The 24,555-nt window shown below is 43.5% G+C and carries 19 protein-coding genes; 11 read left to right on the forward strand and 8 right to left on the reverse strand.

What is annotated here, in order from left to right; genetic code table 11:
- The first annotated feature begins 32 nt into the window (after positions 1 to 32).
- From tatC to AAGR14_RS01325, 5 genes are all read left to right on the forward strand, one after another.
- Positions 33 to 917: a twin-arginine translocase subunit TatC gene (tatC, locus tag AAGR14_RS01305; protein WP_342646786.1), complete on the forward strand. Its 885-nt coding sequence runs from the start codon at positions 33 to 35 to the stop codon at positions 915 to 917.
- Between the two features lie 32 nt (positions 918 to 949).
- Positions 950 to 1,384 carry a ribose 5-phosphate isomerase B gene (gene rpiB, locus AAGR14_RS01310; RefSeq protein WP_342646787.1) on the forward strand — a complete coding sequence of 145 codons (435 nt, stop codon included), beginning with the start codon at positions 950 to 952 and terminating at the stop codon, positions 1,382 to 1,384.
- A gap of 76 nt (positions 1,385 to 1,460) precedes the next feature.
- Positions 1,461 to 3,074: a M28 family peptidase gene (locus tag AAGR14_RS01315; RefSeq protein ID WP_342646788.1), complete on the forward strand. Its 1,614-nt coding sequence runs from the start codon at positions 1,461 to 1,463 to the stop codon at positions 3,072 to 3,074.
- 184 nt (positions 3,075 to 3,258) lie between these two features.
- Complete coding sequence (locus AAGR14_RS01320; RefSeq protein ID WP_342646789.1) at positions 3,259 to 4,650, forward strand: LutB/LldF family L-lactate oxidation iron-sulfur protein; 1,392 nt, start codon at positions 3,259 to 3,261, stop codon at positions 4,648 to 4,650.
- A 1-nt stretch (position 4,651) separates the two neighbouring features.
- Positions 4,652 to 5,233, forward strand: a complete 582-nt coding sequence (locus AAGR14_RS01325; protein ID WP_342646790.1) for a dihydrofolate reductase family protein — start codon at positions 4,652 to 4,654, stop codon at positions 5,231 to 5,233.
- A 313-nt stretch (positions 5,234 to 5,546) separates the two neighbouring features.
- On the opposite strand, the gene AAGR14_RS01330 is transcribed toward AAGR14_RS01325, so the two are convergent.
- From AAGR14_RS01330 to gcvH, 6 genes are all read right to left on the reverse strand, one after another.
- Complete coding sequence (locus AAGR14_RS01330) at positions 5,547 to 6,161, reverse strand: SprT-like domain-containing protein (RefSeq protein ID WP_342646791.1); 615 nt, start codon at positions 6,159 to 6,161, stop codon at positions 5,547 to 5,549.
- 74 nt (positions 6,162 to 6,235) lie between these two features.
- Positions 6,236 to 8,347, reverse strand: a complete 2,112-nt coding sequence (feoB, locus tag AAGR14_RS01335; RefSeq protein WP_342646792.1) for a ferrous iron transport protein B — start codon at positions 8,345 to 8,347, stop codon at positions 6,236 to 6,238.
- Between the two features lie 9 nt (positions 8,348 to 8,356).
- Entirely contained in the window at positions 8,357 to 8,575 is a 219-nt protein-coding gene (locus AAGR14_RS01340) for a FeoA family protein (protein ID WP_342646793.1), read from the reverse strand.
- Positions 8,576 to 8,652: 77 nt separating this feature from the next.
- Complete coding sequence (locus AAGR14_RS01345; protein WP_342646794.1) at positions 8,653 to 11,484, reverse strand: outer membrane beta-barrel protein; 2,832 nt, start codon at positions 11,482 to 11,484, stop codon at positions 8,653 to 8,655.
- A 227-nt stretch (positions 11,485 to 11,711) separates the two neighbouring features.
- The gene (locus tag AAGR14_RS01350) at positions 11,712 to 12,101 is read right to left on the reverse strand and encodes a VanZ family protein (protein WP_342646795.1); all 390 of its coding nucleotides are present in this window, start codon (positions 12,099 to 12,101) and stop codon (positions 11,712 to 11,714) included.
- The gene (gene gcvH / locus AAGR14_RS01355; RefSeq protein WP_342646796.1) at positions 12,102 to 12,482 is read right to left on the reverse strand and encodes a glycine cleavage system protein GcvH; all 381 of its coding nucleotides are present in this window, start codon (positions 12,480 to 12,482) and stop codon (positions 12,102 to 12,104) included.
- Positions 12,483 to 12,625: 143 nt separating this feature from the next.
- On the opposite strand from gcvH, the gene AAGR14_RS01360 reads away from it, so the two are divergent.
- The 4 genes from AAGR14_RS01360 to AAGR14_RS01375 all read left to right on the forward strand — a co-directional run bounded on the left by AAGR14_RS01360 (position 12,626) and on the right by AAGR14_RS01375 (position 17,545).
- Positions 12,626 to 13,216 (forward strand): DUF4142 domain-containing protein, encoded by a 591-nt coding sequence (locus tag AAGR14_RS01360; RefSeq protein WP_342646797.1) that lies wholly within the window; start codon positions 12,626 to 12,628, stop codon positions 13,214 to 13,216.
- A 138-nt stretch (positions 13,217 to 13,354) separates the two neighbouring features.
- Positions 13,355 to 14,377, forward strand: a complete 1,023-nt coding sequence (locus AAGR14_RS01365; RefSeq protein ID WP_342646798.1) for a Gfo/Idh/MocA family oxidoreductase — start codon at positions 13,355 to 13,357, stop codon at positions 14,375 to 14,377.
- A 5-nt stretch (positions 14,378 to 14,382) separates the two neighbouring features.
- A complete protein-coding gene (locus AAGR14_RS01370; protein WP_342646799.1) occupies positions 14,383 to 14,871 on the forward strand; it encodes a protein disulfide isomerase family protein in 489 nt (162 codons plus the stop codon).
- A 172-nt stretch (positions 14,872 to 15,043) separates the two neighbouring features.
- Complete coding sequence (locus tag AAGR14_RS01375) at positions 15,044 to 17,545, forward strand: outer membrane beta-barrel family protein (RefSeq protein WP_342646800.1); 2,502 nt, start codon at positions 15,044 to 15,046, stop codon at positions 17,543 to 17,545.
- A 77-nt stretch (positions 17,546 to 17,622) separates the two neighbouring features.
- On the opposite strand, the gene AAGR14_RS01380 is transcribed toward AAGR14_RS01375, so the two are convergent.
- On the reverse strand, positions 17,623 to 18,759 hold the full coding sequence (locus AAGR14_RS01380; protein WP_342646801.1) for a lactonase family protein: 1,137 nt from the start codon (positions 18,757 to 18,759) through the stop codon (positions 17,623 to 17,625).
- A gap of 154 nt (positions 18,760 to 18,913) precedes the next feature.
- Positions 18,914 to 20,359, reverse strand: coding sequence for a pseudouridine synthase (locus AAGR14_RS01385; protein WP_342646802.1), 1,446 nt, complete (start codon positions 20,357 to 20,359; stop codon positions 18,914 to 18,916).
- A 320-nt stretch (positions 20,360 to 20,679) separates the two neighbouring features.
- On the opposite strand from AAGR14_RS01385, the gene AAGR14_RS01390 reads away from it, so the two are divergent.
- Together AAGR14_RS01390 and uvrA are read left to right on the forward strand one after the other, a co-directional pair.
- The gene (locus tag AAGR14_RS01390) at positions 20,680 to 21,354 is read left to right on the forward strand and encodes a lytic transglycosylase domain-containing protein (protein WP_342646803.1); all 675 of its coding nucleotides are present in this window, start codon (positions 20,680 to 20,682) and stop codon (positions 21,352 to 21,354) included.
- A 148-nt stretch (positions 21,355 to 21,502) separates the two neighbouring features.
- Complete coding sequence (uvrA, locus tag AAGR14_RS01395; RefSeq protein WP_342646804.1) at positions 21,503 to 24,361, forward strand: excinuclease ABC subunit UvrA; 2,859 nt, start codon at positions 21,503 to 21,505, stop codon at positions 24,359 to 24,361.
- Positions 24,362 to 24,555: the final 194 nt, after the last annotated feature.

A 24,555-nucleotide genomic window follows, 5' to 3' on the forward strand; every position in this document is an offset into this window, starting at 1 on the left:
TATTTACAGAATGGTATTTTTGTTTGCAGTACATGAGCGATAATAAGATAGTAAAAGCAATTAAGGAAAAGAGTAAAGATCTCGAAGTAGAAATGTCGTTTTTCGACCATATCGAAGTGCTTAGGTGGCACCTCATCCGGTCGTGCATTGCTATTCTCGTGTTTACCATATTAGCTTTTGTTTATTACGACTGGGTTTTCGATACCGTAATTATGGGTCCTAAAAAGCCTGATTTTTGGACGTATCGTATGCTGTGTAAACTGGGCGATTATTTGCATCGTCCCGGTTTTTGTATTACTAAAATCCCTGGAAAGATCATTAATACCGAGATGGCCGGGCAGTTTACGCTCGAAATTAATTCTGCCCTGATTATTGGTATCACCCTTGGGTTTCCTTACCTGTTGTGGGAGATCTGGCGCTTTATTAAGCCGGCACTTCATGAAAGTGAGCGCAAAGCAGCATCCGGCTTTGTATTATATGCCTCACTTTTGTTTATTTTAGGGATTTTATTTGGTTATTACATCATCGCTCCTGAGTCTATCAGCTTTTTGGCTAACTTAAGCGTGAGCGACCAGATAGAAAATACATTCACCGTAGACTCTTACCTGTCATCTGTAGCTACTTTAACACTGGCGACAGGCGTGGTATTCCAACTACCGATGATTGTGCACATCCTATCAAGCATTGGTTTGCTTACGCCTAAACTAATGCGTGCAGGCAGGCGTTACGCCATTGTGGGCATCCTGATTATTTCTGCCGTTATCACCCCAACGCCCGATATGCTTACCATGTGTATTGTGAGCGTACCACTGTTTATATTATATGAAGTGGGTATTGTGGTAGCCGGTCGGGTAGAAAAACGTAAGCTAAAAAAGCACAACGAATTAATGCTCAAAAAAGATCAAGATAGTGCTTAACGGAATGCACCAATTGATTTTAACTTATACCAATGAATAAAGATTTAAAAATAGCCATCGGTGCAGACCATGCAGGCTTTACTTATAAGGAGGCGTTGTTAAAATGGCTTCCGCAAATTACCGTTAAAGATTTTGGCACTTTCTCACCCGAGTCTACTGATTACCCTGATTTTGCCCATCCGGTGGCTGCGGCAGTTGAGAGTGGTGAATTTGATTTTGGTATTCTGGTTTGCGGTAGTGCCAATGGTGTAGCCATCACTGCCAATAAACACGCTGGTATACGTGCTGCTATTTGCTGGCAAACCGAACTGGCCAGCTTAGCCCGCAGGCATAATAATGCCAATATTGTATGTATCCCCGAGCGTTTTATTTCGTTGGATGATGCCAAGGCTATCGTCGAAACCTTTTTGTCTACCGAGTTTGAAGGCGGCCGCCATGCAACCCGCGTGGGCAAAATGTCCTGCTAAACTCAGTCACATATTTGTTGCTTATCTGCTATGGCGGGTTTGCTTATCTTGCAGCTTGTAATCGGTTAATTTAAACATGAAGAAGTCTATGTTAAGTAGTGTGGCTTTATTGGCTGCACTTGGGGCATGTGCCCAAAAAAATGCAACTGCCGTTAAATACGCGCAGGTTATCAGCGTTGAAGATGCCAAAAAACAACTCACTATCATTGCCTCGGATGCGATGGAAGGCCGCGAAACCGGCAAACCCGGGGCAGACAGGGCGGCAGCCTATTTAGCAGGCGAGTATAAAAAGATTGGCCTGTTACCTGCTAATAAAGGCTCTTACTTTTTAGATATCCCTTTAACCAATACCATTTTTAACTTCAAATCTTTTGCGGTTAATGGCCATGCGCTAACTTACGGAGCAGATTACACTGTGGCTGGCGGTAATGGTACACAAAATATTAAAGGTGCCGAAGTAGTATTTGTAGGTTATGGTACTGAGGCTGAAGTTGGCAGCGCCGACCTGACCGGTAAAATTGTAATGGTGATAGGCGAACCTAAACCGGGCACCCCTGCACCCGACCCTGCCCAGCAACGTCGCGGCGGTATGGGGATGATGAGCGCTGTTCGCAGCAAAAGCCCGGCTTTAATACTGTCAGTAAACACTGTACGTCCGGGTATGGGCGGCAAAACAGCCGAGCGTATGAGCCTAAAGCGTGATGCACAGCCAGGACAACGCCCAGGTGAAGGTGCTTTAATACCTAATAACGGACAGGGAGCCAATACAAGACCTAATACGCCAAGAGCATTGTCTGTTACTATCAGCCCTGCAGTGGCCGATCAGATTATAAAAACATCAGGTAAAACTTACGAGGCTTTAAAAGCGGCGGCCGCACAAGCTACAGTTGCTGCACAAACTATTAAAGCCGATGTTGCTGCCGATTATGAAACTGAAGTAAAAGATGCCAAGGCAGTAGACATTGTTGCTTATATGCCCGGCTCTGACCCTAAATTAAAAGATGAGGTATTAGTTTTTTCTGCCCATTATGACCATATTGGTATGCTGCCTGAGGGTACTCCTGGTGATCGTATTAACAACGGTGCGGATGACGATGGGTCAGGTACTACTGGTATTTTGGAGATTGCCCGTGCTTTCAGTGCTGCAAAAAAAGCTGGTAAAGGTCCCCGTCGTACAGTGCTATTTTTAGGTAATGTGGGAGAGGAGAAAGGTTTATTAGGTTCTGAATATTATTCAGAGCATCCAGTATTCCCGATGGCTAATACTGTTGCCGATTTAAATATAGATATGATTGGTCGCCGTGATCCGGCTCATAAAGATTCGCCTGATTATTGTTATTTGATTGGATCAGACAAGTTAAGCACTACACTTCATAAAATAAGCGAAAGTGCTAACAGTACCTATACCAACCTGGCAGTTGATTATAAATACAATGATCCTAACGATCCGGAGCGTATCTATTACCGGTCAGATCATTACAATTTTGCTAAACACAATGTGCCTATCATTTTCTATTTTGATGGTGTGCACGAAGATTATCACCGTGTAAGTGACGAGGTAAGTAAAATTGATTTTCCGTTACTGGTAAAACGTGCCCAACTGGTGTTTTATACCGGATGGGATTTAGCTAACCGCGATACCCGCCCTGTGGTTGACGTAACCAATAACATGCCGGCTACCCGACAATAATTATCATAATTGTATAAAATGTAAAAAACAAGCGCTGTGCATATTCTGCATGGCGCTTGTTTTTTATACCAAACTTAATATGTTAATAAATTATTAATACTTAACGGTGCTTTATGCACACATTTGGGTGCTTTATTCATTCTTATATTTATTATTCATTTAATCGCTCATTATATTTGCTTGCATGGGAAGTACGGCTGAGAAATTTTTGGAAGATTCGGAAGTAAAGGCGTTCGAGCCCGACCATAGGCGTATCATTAACTACAACATGGGTAAGTATCATGCGGCAGTTACCCGTGGTACGGCGCGTTTGGTAAATTTAGAAACGGCGAAGCGTAAAGCACACGTAGTTAAATGGCGGGTGATGGAAAATCTGGATAAGTTTTTACCCGAGTTTGAAGCTAATTTTCAGCGCCGTGGCGGTAAAGTAATCTGGGCAAATGATGTTGCTGAGGCCCAGCAGGAAATACTTAGCATTTTGGAAAGAGCTGGTGCCCGTAAAGTGGTGAAATCGAAGACCATGGCCACTGAGGAAATTGATTTAAATGAATTTCTGAAACTCAATAATATAGAGTCGCTCGAAACGGATTTAGGTGAGTACATTGTACAGTTACTGGAGCAAAAGCCTTACCATATTGTAACGCCGGCTATGCACCTCTCTAAAGAAGATATTGCCAAGCTGTTTAATGAGCGTTTTGGCACACCTATAGATGCTACGCCCGAGCAGCTGGCCGCCAAGGCTCGCGAGCTACTGCGCGAAAAGTATCTGCAGGCAGATGTAGGCATCACCGGCGCAAACTTTTTGATTGCCGATACCGGTGGCGTAGCCTTAAGCGAAAATGAAGGTAACACCCGCTTAAATACCACCTTTCCCAAAATACACATAGCCATTGTAGGTATCGAAAAAATAATACCATCTATGGCCGATTTAGACTTGTTTTGGCCCTTACTGTCCACACACGGAACGGGGCAGAACCTGACGGTTTACAATACTGTCCTGACCGGCCCGAGACAGCCCGGCGAAACTGATGGCCCGGAGGAAATGTATGTGATATTGCTTGACAATGGCCGTACTGATTTGCTGGCTCAAAAAGATCAGCGGCAGGGGCTGTACTGTATTCGTTGCGGCGCTTGTTTAAATGCCTGCCCTGTGTATCAAAATGTAGGTGGCCATACCTATAACACTACTTATAGCGGCCCAATAGGCTCGGTAATCACCCCGCACATGAAGGGGATGGAAGAGTTTAAGCACCTGAGCTATGCATCGAGCTTGTGCGGCCGCTGTACAGAAGTTTGCCCGGTTAAAATAGATATTCATAAAATGTTGCTGCTTAACCGGCGCGATGCTGTAAAGAGCGACATTGTAAGCACACCCGAAAAGTGGGGCTGGACAGCCTGGAAAACGGCAATGCAAAGCCGCAAGCTGACCGACTTTTTTGGTAGCGGAGTTAAAAACTTTTTACTTAAAAGCTTATTTAAAAAATCGTGGGGTAAATACCGCGAAATGCCGGTGGTAGCCGAAAAGTCGTTTGCTCAACGCTGGGCCGAAAAAACTGGGCCTGCCGAAAAAGATTAATATGAGAAAAGTAATATTAAACCTCGCGGTAAGCCTCGATGGTTTTATTGAAGGCCCTAACGGCGAATTTGATTGGTGCCTGAATGACCAAGACTACGGTATGGCCGAGTTTTTTTTTGATACCAACACTGTTTTTATCGGTCGCAAAAGTTACGAGCTGGTAGCTGGTTTGGAAGATCAGTACTTTCCGGGCATTGACAAAGTATGCGTATTTTCTGATACTATTACAGATGCCATGCATCCTAAAGTAGAAATTATTTCAAGTAAAAATTTTGATGAACGCGTTAATCAGATATTAGCTGATGATGAAGGCGGGCAGGTATGGTTATTTGGAGGAGCCAATCTGTTAAATACATTTTTAGAGAAAAGGTTAGTTGCAGAAATGCTTTTGTCGGTACATCCCGTTATTTTAGGTGGCGGTAAGCCATTGTTTCAGCAACTGCAAAACAGGGTAAATTTACTGCTTGCCGGTACACAAGCCTTCGATAGTGGTTTGGTACAGTTGCGTTACACCTTGCGGCCGGAGTTTGACTATAGCATGCTGGATGCCACGTTTACCAACCCTGAACTGAACGGCTTTTAAGGCTTTACTATGATGATAACATTAGAAGAAATTTACTAGGAAGACCCCACGCAACGTATCATAGACGAAGGTGCTGACTGGAAAGCCAAGCAAATGCTGAAGGCGGGCTTGCCAATATTTCATCGTAGCGAGGAGTATCCGGAAACGATGGATAGAAACTTATTAGTGAAAAACTACCCTAATGGAGCAAAAATGTTGGTAAAAAAAATATTGACAGAAGATTTGCACTTGCTCGAGGAGCAAATAAAGTTGTTGAACCCAAGATAGTAACTTAGATAAGTGCCTAACTCTTCCATTCTTTGAATCATTATTTTCAGGCAACCTCTACTAATTCAACCTCTGCTACAGGGCTAAACAAGTAAATGCGCTTGGTGGTAATCTCCACGCATCTGAAACGTTTGCGTAACTGTTCGTCTTTTCTAAATACCCGGCCATCTTTAATTTTAAAGACAGCTTTTAAAGGTAGCTTTTCGACGGTAGTAGCTGTAGCATGTGCAGCATCGTATTTGCGCAAGGCGCGGTATAAGTTTAAATCGGAGCAGCTGGAGGCTGCCGGGTTGTTCAGGTAGGCAGTTATAGCTGCAGTGATATCCGCCGGGAAAACCTGCTGCTCAAAAAATGGCTGCATCATCTTCTTAAAGTTGCTTTTCCATTCGGGGCCGTGAGGCTTAATTAAATGCTGGTGCTGATTCCAGGTATGCAGGTGGGCAAACTCGTGTACTGTAGTCACCAAAAAGGCGTAGGGGTTTAGGTTATGATTAACGGATATACGATGCCCTTTGCCGCCAAAGGGTGGCCGATAATCACCAAATTTGCTGTTACGGCTGCGTGATATTTTAAATTCGCACTTAAAATAATCAATCCACTTGGCTACCAGCGGGGCAGCATCCGCAGGCACGTACTTCTCTAATACTTTAGTTTTATCCACAAATACTCCTCACCAAATATAAAAGAGAGTTCAAGAAAATTCAAGTTGATTTAGCAGTCAGGAAGAATTGCTGTTTATTTTAACAGCGTATAAGTAATAAAGCTCGCGCCATAAGCCAAAACCGTCATGTATAAAAACTGTGCAGCGGGCCAGCGCCAGTCTTTAGTTTCGCGGTAAACTACAGCCACAGTACTGGCACATTGCATGGCAAAGGCATAAAACATCATGAGCGAAAAGGCAACTGCCAATGTAAATGTAGGCTGGCCGGTTTCGGGGTTTCGGGCGTTACCCATTTTGACTTTTACCGATTGTATTTCGTCAGCATTGTCTACACTGTAAATAGTAGCCATAGTGCCTACAAAAACCTCACGTGCGGCAAACGAGGTGATTAAGGCGATGCCTATCTTCCAATCAAAGCCTAATGGCTTAATTGCCGGCTCAATCACATGGCCTAAATGCCCGGCGTAAGAGCTTTCCAGTTTTTCAGACGCCACGGCATGCTCAATCTCGGTCGGCTTCATCTTTTGGCCATATTGCGGTTGCTGATATTTCTTTTCAATCTGCTTAAATGAATCTCCTGGTCCATACGATGATAATACCCATAAAATAACCGATACTGCAATAATTACCTTACCTGCTTCCAGTACGAAGGTCTTGGCACGGTCAAACATGGTTAGCAATACGTTATTCCAGCGCGGCATACGGTACACCGGTAATTCCATTATAAAGTAGCCACGCTCACGTGCCTTTAAAATGTGTTTCATTACCCAGGCTACTACCACTGCTGATACCATACTGAGCAGGTACATGCCGGTAAGCGCTAAGCCCTGTATATTAAATATCCACCATACATTGCGGCTGGGTACTACCAGGGCAATCAATAAAGTATACACCGGTAAACGGGCCGAGCAGCTGATAAGCGGCGTTACCATAATAGTAATCATCCGGTCTTTCCAGTTTTCGATGGTGCGGGTACTCATAATGCTGGGCACGGCACAGGCAAAGCCACCAATAAGCGGCACTACCGATTTGCCGTTAAGGCCTACCTTACGCATAATCTTATCCATCATAAACGTAACACGGGCCATATAGCCGGTGTCTTCTAAAATGGCAATAAAGGCAAATAGTATAGCAATTTGCGGAATAAACACTAATACTCCACTCAAACCGGCTATCACGCCATCGGCCAGTAAGTCGGTAAGCGGACCAGCAGGTAATATTTGATGTACGCCGGTTTGCATCCATACGAACAGCTTTTCGATCAGGTCCATCGGGTAGGCCGACCAGGCAAATATGGCTTGAAAGATGAATATTAAAATACCGAAGAAAATCAAAAATCCAAACACCCGGTGAGTTAGGATACGGTCAATACGATTACTGGTATTTTCTTCATGAGCGGCTTCTTTAACCTTTACGGTATCGTACAGTAAATCATTAATGTAGTTATACCGGGCAATGGTTTCGGTAGCCTGCGCCTTTTGCGAATGGAAGCTATACGTTTGCTCTAACTGCTCAATGCGTTGGCTCTCATGCTCTGATAAAAAAGTAAGGTGCTCATGCTGGTGAGCCAGTTGTAACGCAAAGTAAGGGTTATCTATCTGCAGCTCCTCGCCAATGGCATCTACCAGTTGCGGGGCTATAGCCTTAACATCGATAGAATCCTGTTGCAGGGCAAATTTATTAGCGTAAGAAATGTTTTTTTTGAGTTCGTCGATACCCTCATTACGGCGGGCAGATATGGGTACAACCGGAACCCCGAGTTTAGCAGCCAGACTACCAACCTTAATGCTGATGCCGTCTTTTTTGGCAACATCCATCATGTTAAGCGCTACTATTACCGGTATTTTTAAATCGGCAACCTGGGTGTAGAGTAACAGGTTACGTTTTAAGTTTGAGGCATCCAAGATGACAACCACCAAATCAGGTGCCTGCTGGTTGCCTTTGTCGGCTAATACCGAAAAAACAATAGATTCGTCGCGGCTTTTGGGGTAGAGGCTGTAAGTACCCGGAAGGTCAATGATTTCGGCACGGCGGCCATCAGGCAGGTTGCAGTATCCGGTCTTTTTATCAACCGTAACACCCGGAAAGTTTCCAACTTTTTGGTTAAGGCCTGTAAGTAAGTTAAAAAGGGTTGATTTACCGGTATTGGGGTTTCCTACAAGCGCAACTCTAATCTCTGCCTTCAATGCAATTAATTACTGTAAAATAATGGTCGAAGCTTCTTGCTTACGTAAACTAAGCATATAACCGGAAACGTTAATGGCAATAGGATCACCCAGGGGCGCAACCCGCTCAATAACAATTTCCTCGCCCGGCAAGCAACCCATCTCCATCAACTTTAAGGACATTTCCAAATCGGTAAATTCCTTAATTACACCTTTTTTACCTATTTGTAATTGCGAAAGCTTTTTCATAAACCGAAAGCAAACATAGTGCTTATTTAAATCAAATCCAAATAAACACTGTGTTTGATTTCGGTAAAAAAATGCAGCTATTTCATGATTATAATTCCGCCCGGCGAATTAGCGTTTTGTGTGCCTACCCTTGATAATTTATAAATCAGCCTTAACGAAAAATATTGCCCAATGGTGTTAGTTTCGGTACGCGTGGTTACACCGGTGGCCGATAGCGACCGCTGTAAGGCCGCATTTTGATTAAGCAGATCAAAGCCGTTTAAGCCCAAAGTTAAGTTTTGCCCCTTAAGCAGGTAATGCTCTATACCTGCACTTAATAAGTACACCGAGGTATTATTGCTTACTGGTTTTCCGCGGTAAAGTGTTTGGGAAAGATCGCTGTAAATACGCCAGTTTTTAAATGGCTTTACACTGGCCGAGTAATAGTTGTTGATATTAAAGTACTGGCGGTCTGCCGCATGTTGGTAGGAGTTGCGCGCGTTGTTATACGAGGTGTAAGTTCTTAACGACAGTTGGTAAACATCTCGGTCCATACTTCCGCCTACACTCAAACCGGGCGAGAGGCGCAGCACTGCGTTTTTATTATTGTCTATGAAATTAACAGTACGATTCATATTACCATTAAAGCCTAAATTTAAACGCAAGCCTTTTATTTTAGTAGGCTTACCAACGTTGCCGCCTAAAAACAGCGTATAATTTCCGTCGGCATTTATCGGGCGCGAGGTAATCACCCCACCCTGATCGGTAAAGCTCTCGGTCGAAAACCCATTCCAGTAATAGTTAAAGTTGCTGTAAAAATTTAAGTAGTTATTGCTCTTCGGGTCGTATGTATTAAAGTTAATGTTGGCTACGGCCGACCTTGACATACCCAGGTCGGGGTTGCCCAACCGTTTGTAAGTAGTGTTTGCGGTATTTAAAAATGGCTGCAAGTCGGTTAAAGCCGGTAGGGTAGCATCAGCACGTATGTACAGCGAAAAGCTGGTGCCCGTTTTGGGGCGGTAGGATACACTGGCGTTGGGTACAAAAGCCCAATCATTACGCTCAATGCTGCCGCTCATGTTATTCACGTTACCTTTTAAACCCAGGTTAGATACCTTGGCATTCAGATTAACGGTTAGCTTGTCGCCTGCTTTATTAAGCCCTACGGAAGAGGAGTAATTGTAATTATTATTATTATATAAGCCACTGTACTGCGCCGCATATAAATCATAATTGCCGGTTACCGGATTGTAGTATAGTGTGTTCTGGTCTGTATTGTCATGCCGGTACTGTATGCTCTGGCTTATGGTAAAATTTAGTTTGCGGGCTTTATTAATCTGGCGCACGTGCGACACTACTCCGTTAATAGCATTGCTGCCGGTAGATTGGTCGGTATATAAGTTGCTCGTACTATCCTGGCGTAAGCCGCCGCTGCTATAGCGTGTGATGAGCGAGTTGTTAGTGTACTTGTTGCTATACGGGCTACCGCTTCCGGTAATAAAAACATTATAAGAGCCCTGGCCATTAGATAGCCGGTGGCTGATGCTCAGCTCGCCTGCAATTACCGGCGTACGTATGGTTTGATCAAGGTTTTGGCTGCCTTGGTTTTGAGGGCTGCTGGCGTAATTGGTGGTATTATAAATAACGCTGTTTAAACCACTGCGATAGCCGTATGAAATATTAGGACGTAACCGCAGGGTGGTTAAGCTATCCATTTTATATTCCAGGGTCATGTAAAGCCGGTAGCTGTTGTACTGGTTGTTACCTACACTGCGCTGGTTGGTAAGCAGGTTTTGAGCCGGATTTTCTAAGGCATCAGTCTGCATCAGGTTGTTAAAAGAAACTACAGATACCAGGCTGGCGTTAAACTTAACCTGATCTTTACTGCCCCACAAATCTGAATAATTTAAGCCGCCAGTATGGTTGGTTATCAGACCGCCGTTAACGCCCGAAAATATGCCGTTTACATTAGCCCGCCCGTTGCTGCCGATGTTTATCGTTGTATTACCATCGGCCGACCGGAAGGCATCAAACGTGTTGCCGCCGGTAAAGGCATTCAGGTCTTCCATCGAAAAGCCCGACTCGTTGATATTATTGCTTAAAAACAGGGCCGAAAACTGTTTCTGCTTGTCAAAACGGTTGATGTTGAACTGGCCTAAAAACCGGTCTGAATTACCCCCGGTGGCTGTGGCATTGCCAAACCAGCCTCTCTTTTTGTCTTCTTTCAGGGTAAGGTTCAGCACCTTTTCACGCTGGCCGTCATCAATGCCTGTGTTCTTGGTTTTCTCGGTTTTGTCGTCAATCAATTGCACTTTGGCTATGGCGTCAGCAGGCAGGTTTTTAGTAGCTGCTTTAGGGTCGTTACCAAAAAACTCTTTACCGTCTACATATACCTTGCTAATTTGCTGGCCCTGGGCGGTAACCTTACCATCTTTATCTACCTCTACGCCGGGGAGCTTTTTCAGTAACTGCTCCACATTATCATTAGGCTGCGTTTTAAAAGAACCGGCGTTAAACTCAACCGTATCCTTTTTAATCTTTACGGCTGCCTGCTGGCCTTCTACTTTTACGGCACTAAGCGATTTTACTTCGGCCTCCATATTAATTGTTCCTAAATCAACATTTGGGTTAGCAGCAGAGATGGTAAAGGGCATTACCTTGGCAGCCATACCCAATTGTTTTACTACCAATTTGTAGCTGCCTGCATTGATGTTAATGATGCTCAGGCGGCCGTCTTGGCCGGTGTTAGTATTGGTAAAGGTAGAGGAGTCGGTGGTTTTTATAACAGCAGCAACGGCAAATTCAACAGGTTCGCGGGTACTGGCGTTAACTATACGGGCTTTTATAGTGCCTTTTAACTGGGCGTAGCCTATGTGGAATATTAATGAAAAGGCAAGAGAAAGTATAAAGCAGCGTAAAGTGTGTTGCATATATGTGATTAAGATTAAGAGTTGAATAACTGATGTGTGGATTTGAGTGAGTGGCTCAATACACAAGAGTTAGCTTAATTTAATCACATGACGCGCTTGGTTATGAAACGTTGCGCTGTGGCGTATGATTTTTTAAATTATTTCCAAAATGAGGGCAGTTGCAGTCCTTTTTAAATATTCCGCACGATGTGAATGAAACTACGATGACCACCGCTACACTTGTCCATTTAATTTTTTTCATCACTTAAGGCTGTTACTAATAATAGTGTACTTAAAGTGGCCATACCCGCGCCTACGCTGTCGGCAAATAAATCATTCCATTCGCCGCTGCGCCACGTAAAAATATACAACTGCAATATTTCTATCAGGCCGCCAAATATAACCGCTATAACAAACACTTTTACGGCAGTAACCAGGCCGATGTTGCCGTTTTGTTTTACCAGCCCGAAATTAGCCAGCAAAGTGAACATAAAAAAGAACCCACAGTGCACAAGCTTATCAAAACCCGGAAAAAACAAAGGCGAGTGACTAACCTTGCCCATGCCGATATTGCACATCACTAAAACAAATAAAGCCCACCATAGGGTGGGCTTTTGATATTTGAACAGATGCGTCATTTAAGCGCCAACTAATGATTGATAATCATCTGCCGATAATAAACCTTCTGCATCTGCAGTATCGCTCAGGCGGACTTTAACCATCCAGCCGTCACCGTAAGGATCGGTGTTTACCAGTTCGGGCTGGCTATCCAGCAATGGGTTAATTTCTAAAACCGTAGCAGCTACCGGCATAAACAAGTCCGAAACTGTTTTTACAGCCTCAACCGTACCGAAAACTTCTTCTTTACTAACTTCCTGACCAACAGTGTTAATGTCAATATAAACAATGTCGCCTAATTCGCGCTGTGCAAACTCAGTAATACCGATATAGGCTTCGCTGCCTTCTGTTCTTACCCACTCGTGGTCTTTGGTGTATTTTAACTCTGCCGGAAAATTCATATCAAATTGTATTGGTGCCCAAAAATAACAAAACCTTTAAGTATAGCATAATATTAGCTTGCTTAAATGTACAGTCAACAAGTGAAACCAATTTGTATCAAGGTTGTTATGAACGTTAATCAACATTAAAAAAATTATACGCTATGAAAAAATTAAGTGCAGTGTTCATGATGGCGATAGCCGCCTTGTCATTCCAGTCATGCGGTGGCAACTCAAGTAACGACAGTAAAGAAATGGCCGACAGTGCTAATCATTCTAAAGACACCTCAACTAATGCTGCTGCAACAGGTGGTATTGCTGTGGAAACTGATGATTCGAAATTTGCTACCGAAGCTGCCAATGGTGGTATGGCCGAAGTTGAATTGGCTAAACTTGCCGAAACTAAAGCAACTAACCCTAAAGTAAAAGAATTTGCCTCAATGATGATTAAAGATCATACTAAAGCAAATGAGGAGTTAATGTCAATTGCCAAAACTAAAAATATCACTTTGCCTACTACTGTAGGTGCGGATGAGCAAAAAGTAATGGAAGATTTACAGAAAAAATCAGGTACTGATTTTGACAAAGCTTACGTAGATGCAATGGTAGATGACCATGACAAAGACGTTGATATGTTTGACAAAGCATCAAAAGATTTAAAAGATACTGAGTTAAAATCATTCGCAGTAAAAACACTGCCAACCTTAAAAATGCACCAGTCGGCTATCAAAGCTATTAAAGACGGCATGAAATAATCGCTCTTCGTGATTTCTAAAAAAGGGTCTGCTTCAAAAGCAGGCCCTTTTTTGTTTAGCCTGCTTAGTCGTCTTCATCAAACAGCCTTATTAAAACTTTTATTGTGCAAGAGATAGATAAACATTTATACTTGTATTATGTCATCACCTATTGTAACCGGTATATTATCTTTTGGTATGTCGGGGCGAATATTTCATGCGCCTTTTGTGCATGCGCATCCTGGCTTTAATTTTAAAGCTGTGCTGGAACGCAACCATAAAAAGGCAGCTGAGTTTTACCCTGATGTGGTTAGTTACAACGCCATCGAGGATTTACTAAATGACGATGAGATTGAGCTGGTGATTGTAAACACGCCTAATCATTTGCACTACGAACAGGCTAAGCAGGCATTACTGGCTGGTAAGCATGTACTGGTCGAAAAACCAGTAACGGCTACCTTAACGCAACTGATGGAGCTTTTTGATATTGCCAAGCAGCAAAACAAACAATTGCTGGTTTATCAGAACCGCCGATGGGACAGCGACTTTTTATCAGTTAAAGAGGTGATAGAAAGCGGTCGTTTAGGCGATTTGGTTGAAGCGCATTTTCGGTTTGACCGCTACAAGCCGGTATTAAGCCCCAAAGCATTTAAAGAAACTGCTGCCAATGAGGCCAGCGGACTGGTTTATGATTTAGGCCCGCATCTGTTAGACCAAGTGATCAGTCTGTTTGGGAAGCCGGTTGCGACACATAAGGTTATAGGCAAGCACCGGTATAGATCAGAAGTGCCCGACTATTTTAGTTACCAATTAAGTTACCCGCATCAGCTTACTGTTTATGTAACATCCAGTTTGCTGGTTGCCCAGCCTTTACCATCGTTTATAGTGCATGGCACCGCCGGAAGTTATATAAAAGATCGTTGTGATGTGCAGGAAGCGCAACTAGACCAAGGCGTAAAGCCAACTGATGAGCATTATGGGGTAGAGCCTGCTCATGGTGAAGGGCAGCTAATTACTATAGACGTTACCGGCAAAAAGCTGGTAGAAAAGATGCCTTCGTTAAAAGGTAATTATTTAAATTTATTTGAGGCTGTATATCAAACTATTGCAAACGGTGCGTTATACCCTATTACTGATGAACATATAGCCTGGCAGCTCGAACTGCTGGAACTGAAACATTAAATATTATGAAAAGAATACTGTTTTTTTTGAGTTTAATTGTCATAACTGTTGGTTGCACACGTGCTCAAAACAGTGGCAACATTCAAAATATTCCTGATTACCGTATACTAGATGCAGATAGTGTTTACCGCACACCTGCCAATCTAAAAAAGAACCAGCCAGTAATGATTGTTTATTTCTCGCCGGATTGCAGCCATTGCCAGCACTTAATGGATGAAATTAAGGGGCAGATGAAGAATTTTTCAAAAATACAAATCGTCATGGTATCGGCCGTAGATTACCGGATGATCAAAGGCTTTTATAAAGATTTTGGCATTTCGGCCTACCCTAATATCACGGTTGGAACCGAAGGTAATTCGTATAAGGTACTGCAATACTACAATGTAAAAACTACGCCTTATATTGCAATTTACAACCATCAGCACAAACTGCTGAAGGCTTACGAAAAAGCTCCAAAAATCGAAGATTTGGCGGCCATAGTTAAAAAGGCTTAAGTATTGCCAAGTGGTTGCTATATAGTAAGGTCTGCTGTTTACAGAAGTAATTATAATGTTAGGATGTAGCCGGTTATTCGTAATGAAAAAATTACCTCTATTAGCTAATCGTCAACAATAAAGTTACACGCTTACTAAAGGCAGCTACTGATAAAAACCTGATTTTTGCCGGATGAATTTTTCGGCAATATCAAGGGTTTTATTTTTGTTCTTCTTTTTAACGGTGTTAAGGGCCGGTGCGCAAACGGCCTCGCCTGCTGCCGGTGGCACAGTTACCGGTAAGTTGGTAGACGCTGCTACCAACCAACCGCTCGATTTTGCCAGTGTAAGCTTAACCAACAAAGCAGACAAAACCAACAAGGGTATACAAACCGATTTAAACGGAAATTTTAAAGTAGGGGGCCTCAAAGCAGGTACCTATTTGTTTAAAGCTACTTTTATAGGTTATCTTACATATACCAGAGATAGTATTCGAATTACTGCTGCCGGCAATACCATTAATCTGGGCAGCGTAAAAGTAAAAGCCGCCAAAGGCGTGCTTAAAGAAGTTGTGGTAACCGCGCAACGCAGCCAAATTAAGTTAAGTACCGATAAAAAAGTATTCAGTGTAGACCAAAGCCTGGTAAGCCAGGGTGGTTCGGCAACTGATTTGTTAACCAATGTGCCATCTGTGCAGGTAGATGTTGATGGTAATGTAAACCTGCGCGGCTCAAGCAACGTGCGGGTTTTAATTAATGGTAAGCCTTCTGCCATTTCGGGTGGTAGTGTGAGCGATATATTGCAATCTATCCCGGCCAGCGCTATCCAAAACATTGAGGTAATTACTAATCCTTCGTCTAAATATGATGCTGAGGGGCAATCGGGTATTATTAACATTGTGCTTAAGCGTAACGCGCAATTAGGTTTTAATGGTTCGGCTTCAGCTACCGTTGGTACGCAAAATACTTACAATGGTAGCTTAAACCTTGCTTATCAAACCTCTAAGGTTAATATTTTTGGTAACTACAGCTACCGCAAGGCTAATCGCGTTGGTAATGGTTATACCAATCGTATCACTTACCCGGGTACCGACTCGGCCCGCTACCAAAACCAGGAATCAGATCAAACCTTTAAGTTTAATTCGCATAACATCCGTACCGGTATAGATATTAACCTGAGCCCTAAAACGGTTTTAACATTATCTGATAATATCAACATCCGTAACCGCGATCGTTTTCAAAACGGTCTTACCAGTATTACCAGCCGCAATGTGCTCCTGCAGCAGCTAAGCCAAAATAATACATCTTATAACTCGGGTACCAACGTTGATCTTAATGCCGACTTTAGCCACAAATTTAAAAAGCAAGGGCAGGAGCTAACGGCTAATGTGGGTTACTCTACCGAAAAAGAGAACGGCGACGAATACTTAAATACGCTGTATAACTTTTATACCGGCACCCGTCGCGATAGTACTTTTAAACAAAACAACTTTACAGATCAAAAGCAGCGCAATCTTAATTTGCAGGCCGATTACACCATGCCTTTAGGTAAAGAAAGTAAACTGGAAGCTGGTTACCGTACTACTATCAATCGTAACGACAATGACTACCGTGCTTTTGTGCCGGGCAATAGCCTTACCGACCAATTTTTGTTTGACCCAACACGCTCAAATCATTTTATTTATAACGAGCAGGTTCATGCAGTTTATGGTAACTATCAGCGGCAATTTGGTAAGTTTGGTGTACAGGTAGGTGCCCGTTTGGAGGATGCCCACATCCGCACCCGTTTGGTTGATAGTGTACAGCAGTATAAACAAGATTATTTTAGGGTATACCCGAGTGTGTTTTTAAGCGATAAAATCACCGAAAATCAAACCTTGCAATTAAGCTATACCCGCCGTGTAACCCGTCCGCGCGATAGGCAGTTATCGCCTTTCCTGGATCGTAGCGACCCTTTAAACTATCAACAGGGTAATCCTAATTTGAGGCCTGAGGATACGCATGCTTTCGAGTTGAGCTATATCAATTACTGGCAGGCAGTAACCTTAACTTCGTCGTTATACTATCGTTATACCAACAATAGTATACAGCAAGTTAGAAAACCTATAAATACGCAACTTACCACAACCGTATTCCAAAATGTAGGATCAGCTGCCAATGCCGGATATGAACTGATTGCCAAAGTAACAGCCTCATCAAAGCTCGATTTAACAGGTAACGTCAATGTTTACTATCGTAACATCAAAGGTGATCCGGCCTTGTTTGTGCAGTCAACCTCGGGGTATGCTTTTAACGGTAACCTAACAGCCAATATTAAACCTGTTAAAAAGTTAGGTATACAGCTACGCGGCGATTATCAGGGTAAGCAGGTGATAGCTCAGGGCTATAGCAAAGCACTATACGGCTTGGATGGCGGTGTCCGTTATGATTTAACCAAAACCTTGAATGTAAGTGTTAATGCGCGCGACATATTTAACTCACGCAGGTTCGGTTCTATTATTGATAATACCGGAACGGCTATTCCTTATACTTCAGAGTCGTACCGTCGGTTTGCAACCCGCACTGTGATGTTTACGGTAGCTTACCGCTTTGGTGGCAGCAATGGCGAGCAAAAGCGCCAGAAACGTGACCAGGATAATGGCGGCGGCGGCAACCCCGATGACATGAATCCGGGTGGTGGTGCTAACATTAGATAATAGATAAAAGGTAAAACTAACAAGCCCGTTATAGTATCTATAACGGGCTTGTTAGTTTATAGAAATTAGTTATAAGGCTACTCTGCTGCTGTAAACTTTAAACAGCTTGGGCTATCTAATTGCACCTGAATTCCACTACTAGTTAAGTGACCATTGTTAGGGTTAATTTTAAAAACCACAATATTGTTGCTTTTTTGATTGGCTACCAGCAGGTACTTACCAGATGGGTCAATAACAAAGTTGCGCGGATGGTTACCCATGCTCGACTGGCGCTCTACAAAAGTGAGTAAGCCGGTTTCCTGGTTAATGGCATATACAATAATTTCGTTGGCATCACCGCGGTTGGTGGCATATAAAAAGCGGCCATCCGGAGATACATGCATATCGGCACCGCCAATTTGCCCGGTAAAGCCATCAGGCAGCATGCTTACACTCTGCAGCTGTTTAGGCTGGCCATTATTGTAATTATAGGCAAAGATGTTGCCACCCATCTCTGTAATTACATACATATACTTCTTGTTAGCGCTAAAATCAATATGCCGTGGCCCCTCGCCGCCGGGTAAGCCGATCGCAGCCGGGGTGGATGGTGTAAGTGGTTGTGGCTGCGAAGCTTTATAACGGTAAATGTTCACTTTGTCGTTCCCCAGGTTACTGAACAGTAAATGTTTTTCATCCGGCGACAGCACTGCGGTGTGCACATGCGGTTTGTCCTGCCTTTGTTTATTAGGTCCTAAGCCCTGGTTAGGCTCCTGGATAATTTGCGAGGCCGGATTTAACGAACCATCTTTGTTTACCGGGAACACGTATAAATTTCCACCAGAGTAATTAGCGGTAAATACATTCTTCTGTTCTTTGTCAACCGAGATGTAACACGGGCCTGCGCCCGACACCTGTTTGTTAATCAACTCAATTTTACCCATCTTAGGCTCAAAGCTAAAGGCACTCACACCGCCTTTGCGGTCATCACCAATTTCATTAACCGAATAAACAAATTTGCGGTTAGGTGATATGCACAGATAAGAAGGGTTATCAACACCGGTAGTGCGGTTTAAATAGGCTAAACGGCCACTCTCGGTGTAAAAACGATAAACATATATACCATCGCTGCCATTACTGGTGTAAGTACCAATCAGTAAATCGAGCATTTTGGGTGGTTTGGGTTGTGCTGCCAGCAGGCCCGGCAACAGGCACAACAAAAAAAGTAGTTTTTTCATAGAACTCCAGTTAAGAAAATGCAAAGTAATAAAAAAGCCTTTCCTGTAAAGAAAAGGCTTTAAAAGTTATGTAAGTGGCGGGTAATGTTTAAAAGTCAAAGTAAAATTTCAGGGTTCTGCATTCCTGACGCTGTACTCTATACTCTAAAAAAAACTATACCTGCACCAGGTGTTTCAGTTGGATGATTTCTTTTTCGTCCAGATAGCGCCAGCGTCCGCGCGGTAAATCTTTTTTAGTAAGGTTGGCGTATATGGTACGATCCAGTTTTACTACCTCGTAACCCAGGTGTTCAAAAATACGGCGTACAATGCGGTTTTTACCACTATGTATTTGTATGCCTATTTCGCGTTTGCTGCCGCCTTGTACGTAGCTAACCGTGTCGGGCTTAATTAAGCCGTCTTCCAGCTCTAAACCGAAGCTTATTTTATTTAAATCGCCTTGCGTTAAGCTTTTGTTTAATTCTACCTGGTAAATTTTTGTAGTGTTATTACGCGGATGCGAAAGCTTATCGGCCAGTTCGCCATCGTTGGTCATTAACAGTAAACCGGTGGTATTGCGGTCCAGGCGGCCTACCGGGTAAATGCGTTCGCGACTGGCTTTTTCAACCAGGTGCATTACTGTACGGCGCTCCTGCGGATCGTCAGTAGTAGTAATATAGTCTTTGGGTTTATTTAATAATACATAAACCATTTTTTCGCGTTTCAGCGTCTCGCCATTGTAACGGATCACATCTTTGGCTGGGTCAACTTTATAACCTAACTCAGATATTACTTCGCCGTTTACCGACACTACACCTGCCGCAATCAGTTCGTCGGCCTTACGGCGCGAACAGATGCCTGCATTAGATATATAACGATTGAGCCTGATTAAGTGGTCGTCCTCTTTGGGAGTTTCGCTTTTTTTGCGGCCCCTTAAAACGCGGGTTGGGCGTTCTTCATTAAAATCGCGTTGCTCGCTGCTGCGTGATGAGCTGCGTTGCTCGTCGCGGTTACGGGGATTTTTGTTCTTAGCGTCCGGATTTTCGCTCCAGGTACGTGATGATGCAGTTGGCCGGCTGTATCTTTTTTCGCCGCCTTCGCTTTGTTCGTCGTTGCGTTTCTTAAAAGAATTTCCGCTTTTAAAGCCGCCTTCGCTGCGTTTAAATGGCCTGTCTCCTTCGGGTTTGCCAGTGTTACGCGAGGCAAAAGGTTTTCTTTCGCCACCTTCACTTTGCTCACCAGTACGTTTTCTAAATGAGCCATTGCCTTTAAAGCCACCTTCGCTGCTGCGTTTAAAAGTTCTGTCGCCACCCTCGCTCTGGCTGCCGCCGCGTGAGGCAAAAGGCTTTTTATCGCCCGATGCGCCGTAGCTTCTTTTAGGCCGCTCATCACTATTGAAGCTGCCGGTTGATGGTTTGCGCGATGCAGAATAAGGTCTTTTTTCAGAGTCGCTGCCAAAGCGTTTGCCCGATGCGCCGTCATCTGATTTTTTGAAACTCGAATTTGCATTGCGTGTGCGTGGAGAAGAGCTGTTGCGTGGTTGGTCGCCACTACCGGTACGCCTGCCGGCTGATTTGTTGGACTTGTCGTCGCGACTGTTCCCTGGTTTTTTGAATACCATATTTTGTTGTTAAAGCTTTAAAAGCGGGGAGCAAATGTACGAAAATTTGCTCATTAATAAAAAAAGTTTCCACATTAAAATCTGCGTTTACAGGCTGTAAATGTGCTGTTTTTGAAAGTTTTCAACATCGCGAAAAACACTAAGTGCATGTAAGTGTTTGATAATGTGAAATGTTTGTTACCTTTGCAAACACATCCTAGCCTATTTGTTGAACTAATTTTTATTGAATGATCAAAAATCACCTACTTACGTGCTCCGTAATGTGTGTGCTGTTTATCATCTCAAAGCTTTTTGTTTTTAGTGTTCCTGACAAAAAGCCATTGAAAAACAGTCCTGTTCTTTTTAACATATTTGAGGTTAAGAAAAGTACAGAAGAAACTGCCCCTCTCAACTTTGCCGATGAGGAGGTGCCTGTAAATAACGCTAAAGTAAAGCGTAAACTTGATTACTCTATCTGGAAGCATGGTTATGACGAGATGCACACAGACGAGCTACAGGCTAAAGCCAGTAAATGGTTCCCGGTTATTGAACCCATCTTGAGGCTTTATGGCATTCCCGAAGATTTTAAGTACATCCCGTTGCTTGAGTCAGGCTTTAAAAGCCATGCGCGTTCGCCGCGGGGGGCTGCCGGTATATGGCAGTTTATGCCTGCAACGGCCCGTGAGTATGGCCTTAAAGTGGGCCGCCATAAAGATGAGCGTTTAAACGCCCGTAAATCTACTATTGCTGCTTGCAAGTATCTTAAAGAGTTGTACAATAAATTTGACAACTGGACACTGGCTGCTGCGGCATTTAATGCCGGTGAAACGCGGGTGCAAAGAGCCATTAACCACAAAAACAAAGGCAATTACTTTTATATGCGCTTAAACCGCGAAACCGGTATGTACATTTACAAGCTGGTTGCCATGAAAGAGGTAATTGATTACCCTGTCGAAAATGGTTATGATGAGGTTTGGGCAAACATGAAACCGTCCGAAGTTTTGTCAGTAAACTAAAATATTTAGTAAATACGGAGCAAATCAGGCTGCCGTGCATTGTGCGCGGTGGCCTTTTTCGTATATTTGCATCTCTAATTGAGCTAATTACGGCGTTAACAAAACTAAGCTGTGCTTTACAAGTTTAATACTTGTTTCTAAATACAATATGAGCGAAAAAACTGTTGATCTGGGCGAACAAAGTGAAGTGGAAGTGTATGGTGCCCGGGTGCATAACTTAAAAAATATAGATGTTTCTTTTCCGCGCAACCAGCTGGTGGTTATTACCGGCCTGAGTGGCAGCGGCAAGTCGTCACTGGCATTTGATACTATTTATGCCGAAGGGCAGCGCCGTTATATGGAAACTTTTTCGGCCTACTCGCGCCAGTTTATGGGCGGCATGGAGCGGCCGGATGTAGATAAGGTATCGGGCCTAAGCCCGGTAATTGCCATTGAGCAAAAAACAACCAGCAAAAACCCAAGGTCTACTGTAGGTACCATTACCGAAATTTACGATTTTATGCGTTTGCTGTTTGCCCGTGCGGGTGAGGCTTACTCCTACATCAGCGGGCAAAAAATGGAGCGCATGAGTGAAGACCAGATTTTGCGCAACATTATGGAAAAGTTTGACGGCGAGCCGGTAAACATACTGGCGCCGGTAGTAAAAGGCCGTAAAGGTCATTACCGCGAACTTTTTGAAACTATACGTAAACAAGGCTATCTTAAAGTATACGTAGATGGCACTATTGTAGACGTAGAACCCAAAATGCAGTTAGACCGCTACAAGATACATGATATTGATATAGTGGTTGACCGTTTAGTGGTTACCGAAAAAGATAGCAAGCGGTTATATACCTCGGTGCAATCGGCCCTAAAAACAGCTAAAGGTATTATCCGGATTGCCGATAAGGACAATAATGTATCTTATTTCAGTAAGTTCTTGATGGACCCGGTTTCGGGGATATCATATGACGAGCCACAACCCAATACATTTTCATTCAACTCGCCTTATGGTGCCTGTGATAAATGCGATGGCTTAGGTTACATTTTCGTGGTTGATGAAAGCTCGGTAATTCCGAACCCGAAACTAAGCATTATGAACGGCGGTTTGGCGCCGATAGGTGAGTACCGCGAGACTTGGGTTTTCCAGGTATTGAAAGCGCTGGCAAAGAAGTACGAGTTTTCGTTATCGGTACCTATTGAGAAAATTCCGCGCGAAAAACTGGATATTATCCTCAATGGTTCGCACGAAATTATTACTGTAGCGGTAGAGTACAATAAATGGAATGTACAAAGCTATCAGGTAACGTTCGACGGCATCATTCGTATGCTCGAGGAGCAGCAGGAGCGCAAGAGCGAAGAAATATCTGATGATATGGAAGCTTATCGTGTATTAAAAACCTGCCCGGTGTGCGACGGCGCGCGTTTAAAGAAAGAATCGCTCCATTTTAAGGTTGATCAAAAGAATATTTTTGAGCTGGCCTGTATGGATATCCGTACCCTTCAAGATTGGTTCACTAACCTGGAAGAGCGCCTTAACGAGCGCCAGAATGTTATCGCTCGCGAAATTTTGAAAGAGATTCGTGCCCGCATTGGCTTTTTGCTGGATGTGGGTTTGAGCTACCTGACCTTAGACCGTACCGCACGTACCTTATCGGGTGGCGAGGCACAGCGTATCCGTTTGGCTACGCAAATTGGCTCGCAATTGATGAACGTGATGTACATTTTAGATGAGCCAAGTATCGGGTTGCACCAGCGCGATAACGACCGTCTGATTAAAGCTCTAAAAAACCTGCGCGACTTAGGCAACACCGTTTTGGTGGTTGAGCACGATAAAGACATGATACTGGAGGCAGACTATGTAATTGACATGGGCCCGGCAGCCGGTGTGCATGGCGGACAAGTAGTGGCCGAAGGTACACCACAGCAATTGATGAGCAAGCATACGCTTACCACATCATATATTAATGGAGAGCGCGAAATTGCTATTCCTAAAAAGCGGCGCAAGGGTAACGGCAAATCGTTAACGCTAAAAAAAGCAACTGGCCATAACCTTAAAAAGGTGACGGTCGAGTTTCCGTTAGGTAAACTCATTGGTATTACCGGGGTATCGGGCAGCGGTAAATCCAGCCTGATTACCGAAACTCTGTATCCTATCTTGAATCATCATTTTTTCAGGGCTAAAAAGCATCCTTTGCCTTATGATAAAATTGAAGGGCTGGAAAATATTGATAAGGTGATTGAGATAGACCAAACACCTATCGGCCGTACACCGCGCTCCAACCCAGCTACGTATACCGGTGTTTTCTCCGATATCAGAGCACTGTATGTGCAATTACCCGAATCTAAAATACGGGGATATAAACCCGGCCGCTTCTCATTTAACGTTAAAGGCGGCCGTTGCGAAACCTGCCAGGGTGCAGGCATGAAGGTAATTGAAATGAACTTTTTACCTGATGTACAAGTGCCTTGCGAAGAATGCGGCGGCAAACGTTATAACCGCGAAACACTGGAAGTGCGTTATCGTGGTAAATCCATCAGTGATGTACTTGACATGAGCATTGAGGATGCGACTGCTTTTTTTGAGCATATTCCATCCATTTACCGCAAAGTAAGAACTTTGAATGATGTAGGTTTGGGTTATATCACTTTAGGGCAATCATCATTAACCTTATCAGGTGGTGAGGCACAGCGTGTTAAACTGGCTACCGAGTTATCTAAAAAAGATACCGGCAACACCTTCTATATTTTAGATGAGCCTACCACCGGTTTGCATTTTGAGGATATCAACGTGTTGTTGGGCGTATTGCAACAACTGGTTGATAAAGGCAACACCGTGCTGGTAATTGAGCATAACCTGGATGTAATTAAAGTAGTTGACCACGTGATTGACCTGGGGCCTGAAGGCGGCTCGGGTGGTGGCCAGATTTTATACAAAGGCACGCCCGAAGGTTTATGTAAAGTAAAAGAAAGCTTTACCGGTCAGTTTTTGGCTAAAGAAATGGCGCTGATTCCGGTTCAGGTGTAAATTAAAATCATGATTATATATAAAAGAGGCGCAAATTTGCGCCTCTTTTTTTGTGCTGTTTATAGCAATTAATTTCTTCAAAAATCAACTAAATTCATTCGGTTAGGTGATACAAACAAATGGTAGTATTCAGAGTAAAAGATTATAATTATATGCGTATTATATTAATCGTTTGCAGCATATGTCCGGTTTGT

Origin of the sequence: Mucilaginibacter sp. CSA2-8R (assembly GCF_038806765.1) — a bacterium.
In the GTDB taxonomy this organism is placed as follows: domain Bacteria; phylum Bacteroidota; class Bacteroidia; order Sphingobacteriales; family Sphingobacteriaceae; genus Mucilaginibacter.

What these genes read in the sequence shown, in the direction of transcription:
- tatC (WP_342646786.1), top strand. Translation starts at nt 33, where the DNA reads ATGAGCGATAATAAGATAGTAAAAGCAATTAAGGAAAAGAGTAAAGAT.
- rpiB (WP_342646787.1), top strand. Translation starts at nt 950, where the DNA reads ATGAATAAAGATTTAAAAATAGCCATCGGTGCAGACCATGCAGGCTTT.
- AAGR14_RS01315 (WP_342646788.1), top strand. Translation starts at nt 1,461, where the DNA reads ATGAAGAAGTCTATGTTAAGTAGTGTGGCTTTATTGGCTGCACTTGGG.
- AAGR14_RS01320 (WP_342646789.1), top strand. Translation starts at nt 3,259, where the DNA reads ATGGGAAGTACGGCTGAGAAATTTTTGGAAGATTCGGAAGTAAAGGCG.
- AAGR14_RS01325 (WP_342646790.1), top strand. Translation starts at nt 4,652, where the DNA reads ATGAGAAAAGTAATATTAAACCTCGCGGTAAGCCTCGATGGTTTTATT.
- AAGR14_RS01340 (WP_342646793.1), bottom strand. Translation starts at nt 8,575, where the DNA reads ATGAAAAAGCTTTCGCAATTACAAATAGGTAAAAAAGGTGTAATTAAG.
- AAGR14_RS01345 (WP_342646794.1), bottom strand. Translation starts at nt 11,484, where the DNA reads ATGCAACACACTTTACGCTGCTTTATACTTTCTCTTGCCTTTTCATTA.
- AAGR14_RS01350 (WP_342646795.1), bottom strand. Translation starts at nt 12,101, where the DNA reads ATGACGCATCTGTTCAAATATCAAAAGCCCACCCTATGGTGGGCTTTA.
- gcvH (WP_342646796.1), bottom strand. Translation starts at nt 12,482, where the DNA reads ATGAATTTTCCGGCAGAGTTAAAATACACCAAAGACCACGAGTGGGTA.
- AAGR14_RS01360 (WP_342646797.1), top strand. Translation starts at nt 12,626, where the DNA reads ATGAAAAAATTAAGTGCAGTGTTCATGATGGCGATAGCCGCCTTGTCA.
- AAGR14_RS01365 (WP_342646798.1), top strand. Translation starts at nt 13,355, where the DNA reads ATGTCATCACCTATTGTAACCGGTATATTATCTTTTGGTATGTCGGGG.
- AAGR14_RS01370 (WP_342646799.1), top strand. Translation starts at nt 14,383, where the DNA reads ATGAAAAGAATACTGTTTTTTTTGAGTTTAATTGTCATAACTGTTGGT.
- AAGR14_RS01375 (WP_342646800.1), top strand. Translation starts at nt 15,044, where the DNA reads ATGAATTTTTCGGCAATATCAAGGGTTTTATTTTTGTTCTTCTTTTTA.
- AAGR14_RS01380 (WP_342646801.1), bottom strand. Translation starts at nt 18,759, where the DNA reads ATGAAAAAACTACTTTTTTTGTTGTGCCTGTTGCCGGGCCTGCTGGCA.
- AAGR14_RS01385 (WP_342646802.1), bottom strand. Translation starts at nt 20,359, where the DNA reads ATGGTATTCAAAAAACCAGGGAACAGTCGCGACGACAAGTCCAACAAA.
- uvrA (WP_342646804.1), top strand. Translation starts at nt 21,503, where the DNA reads ATGAGCGAAAAAACTGTTGATCTGGGCGAACAAAGTGAAGTGGAAGTG.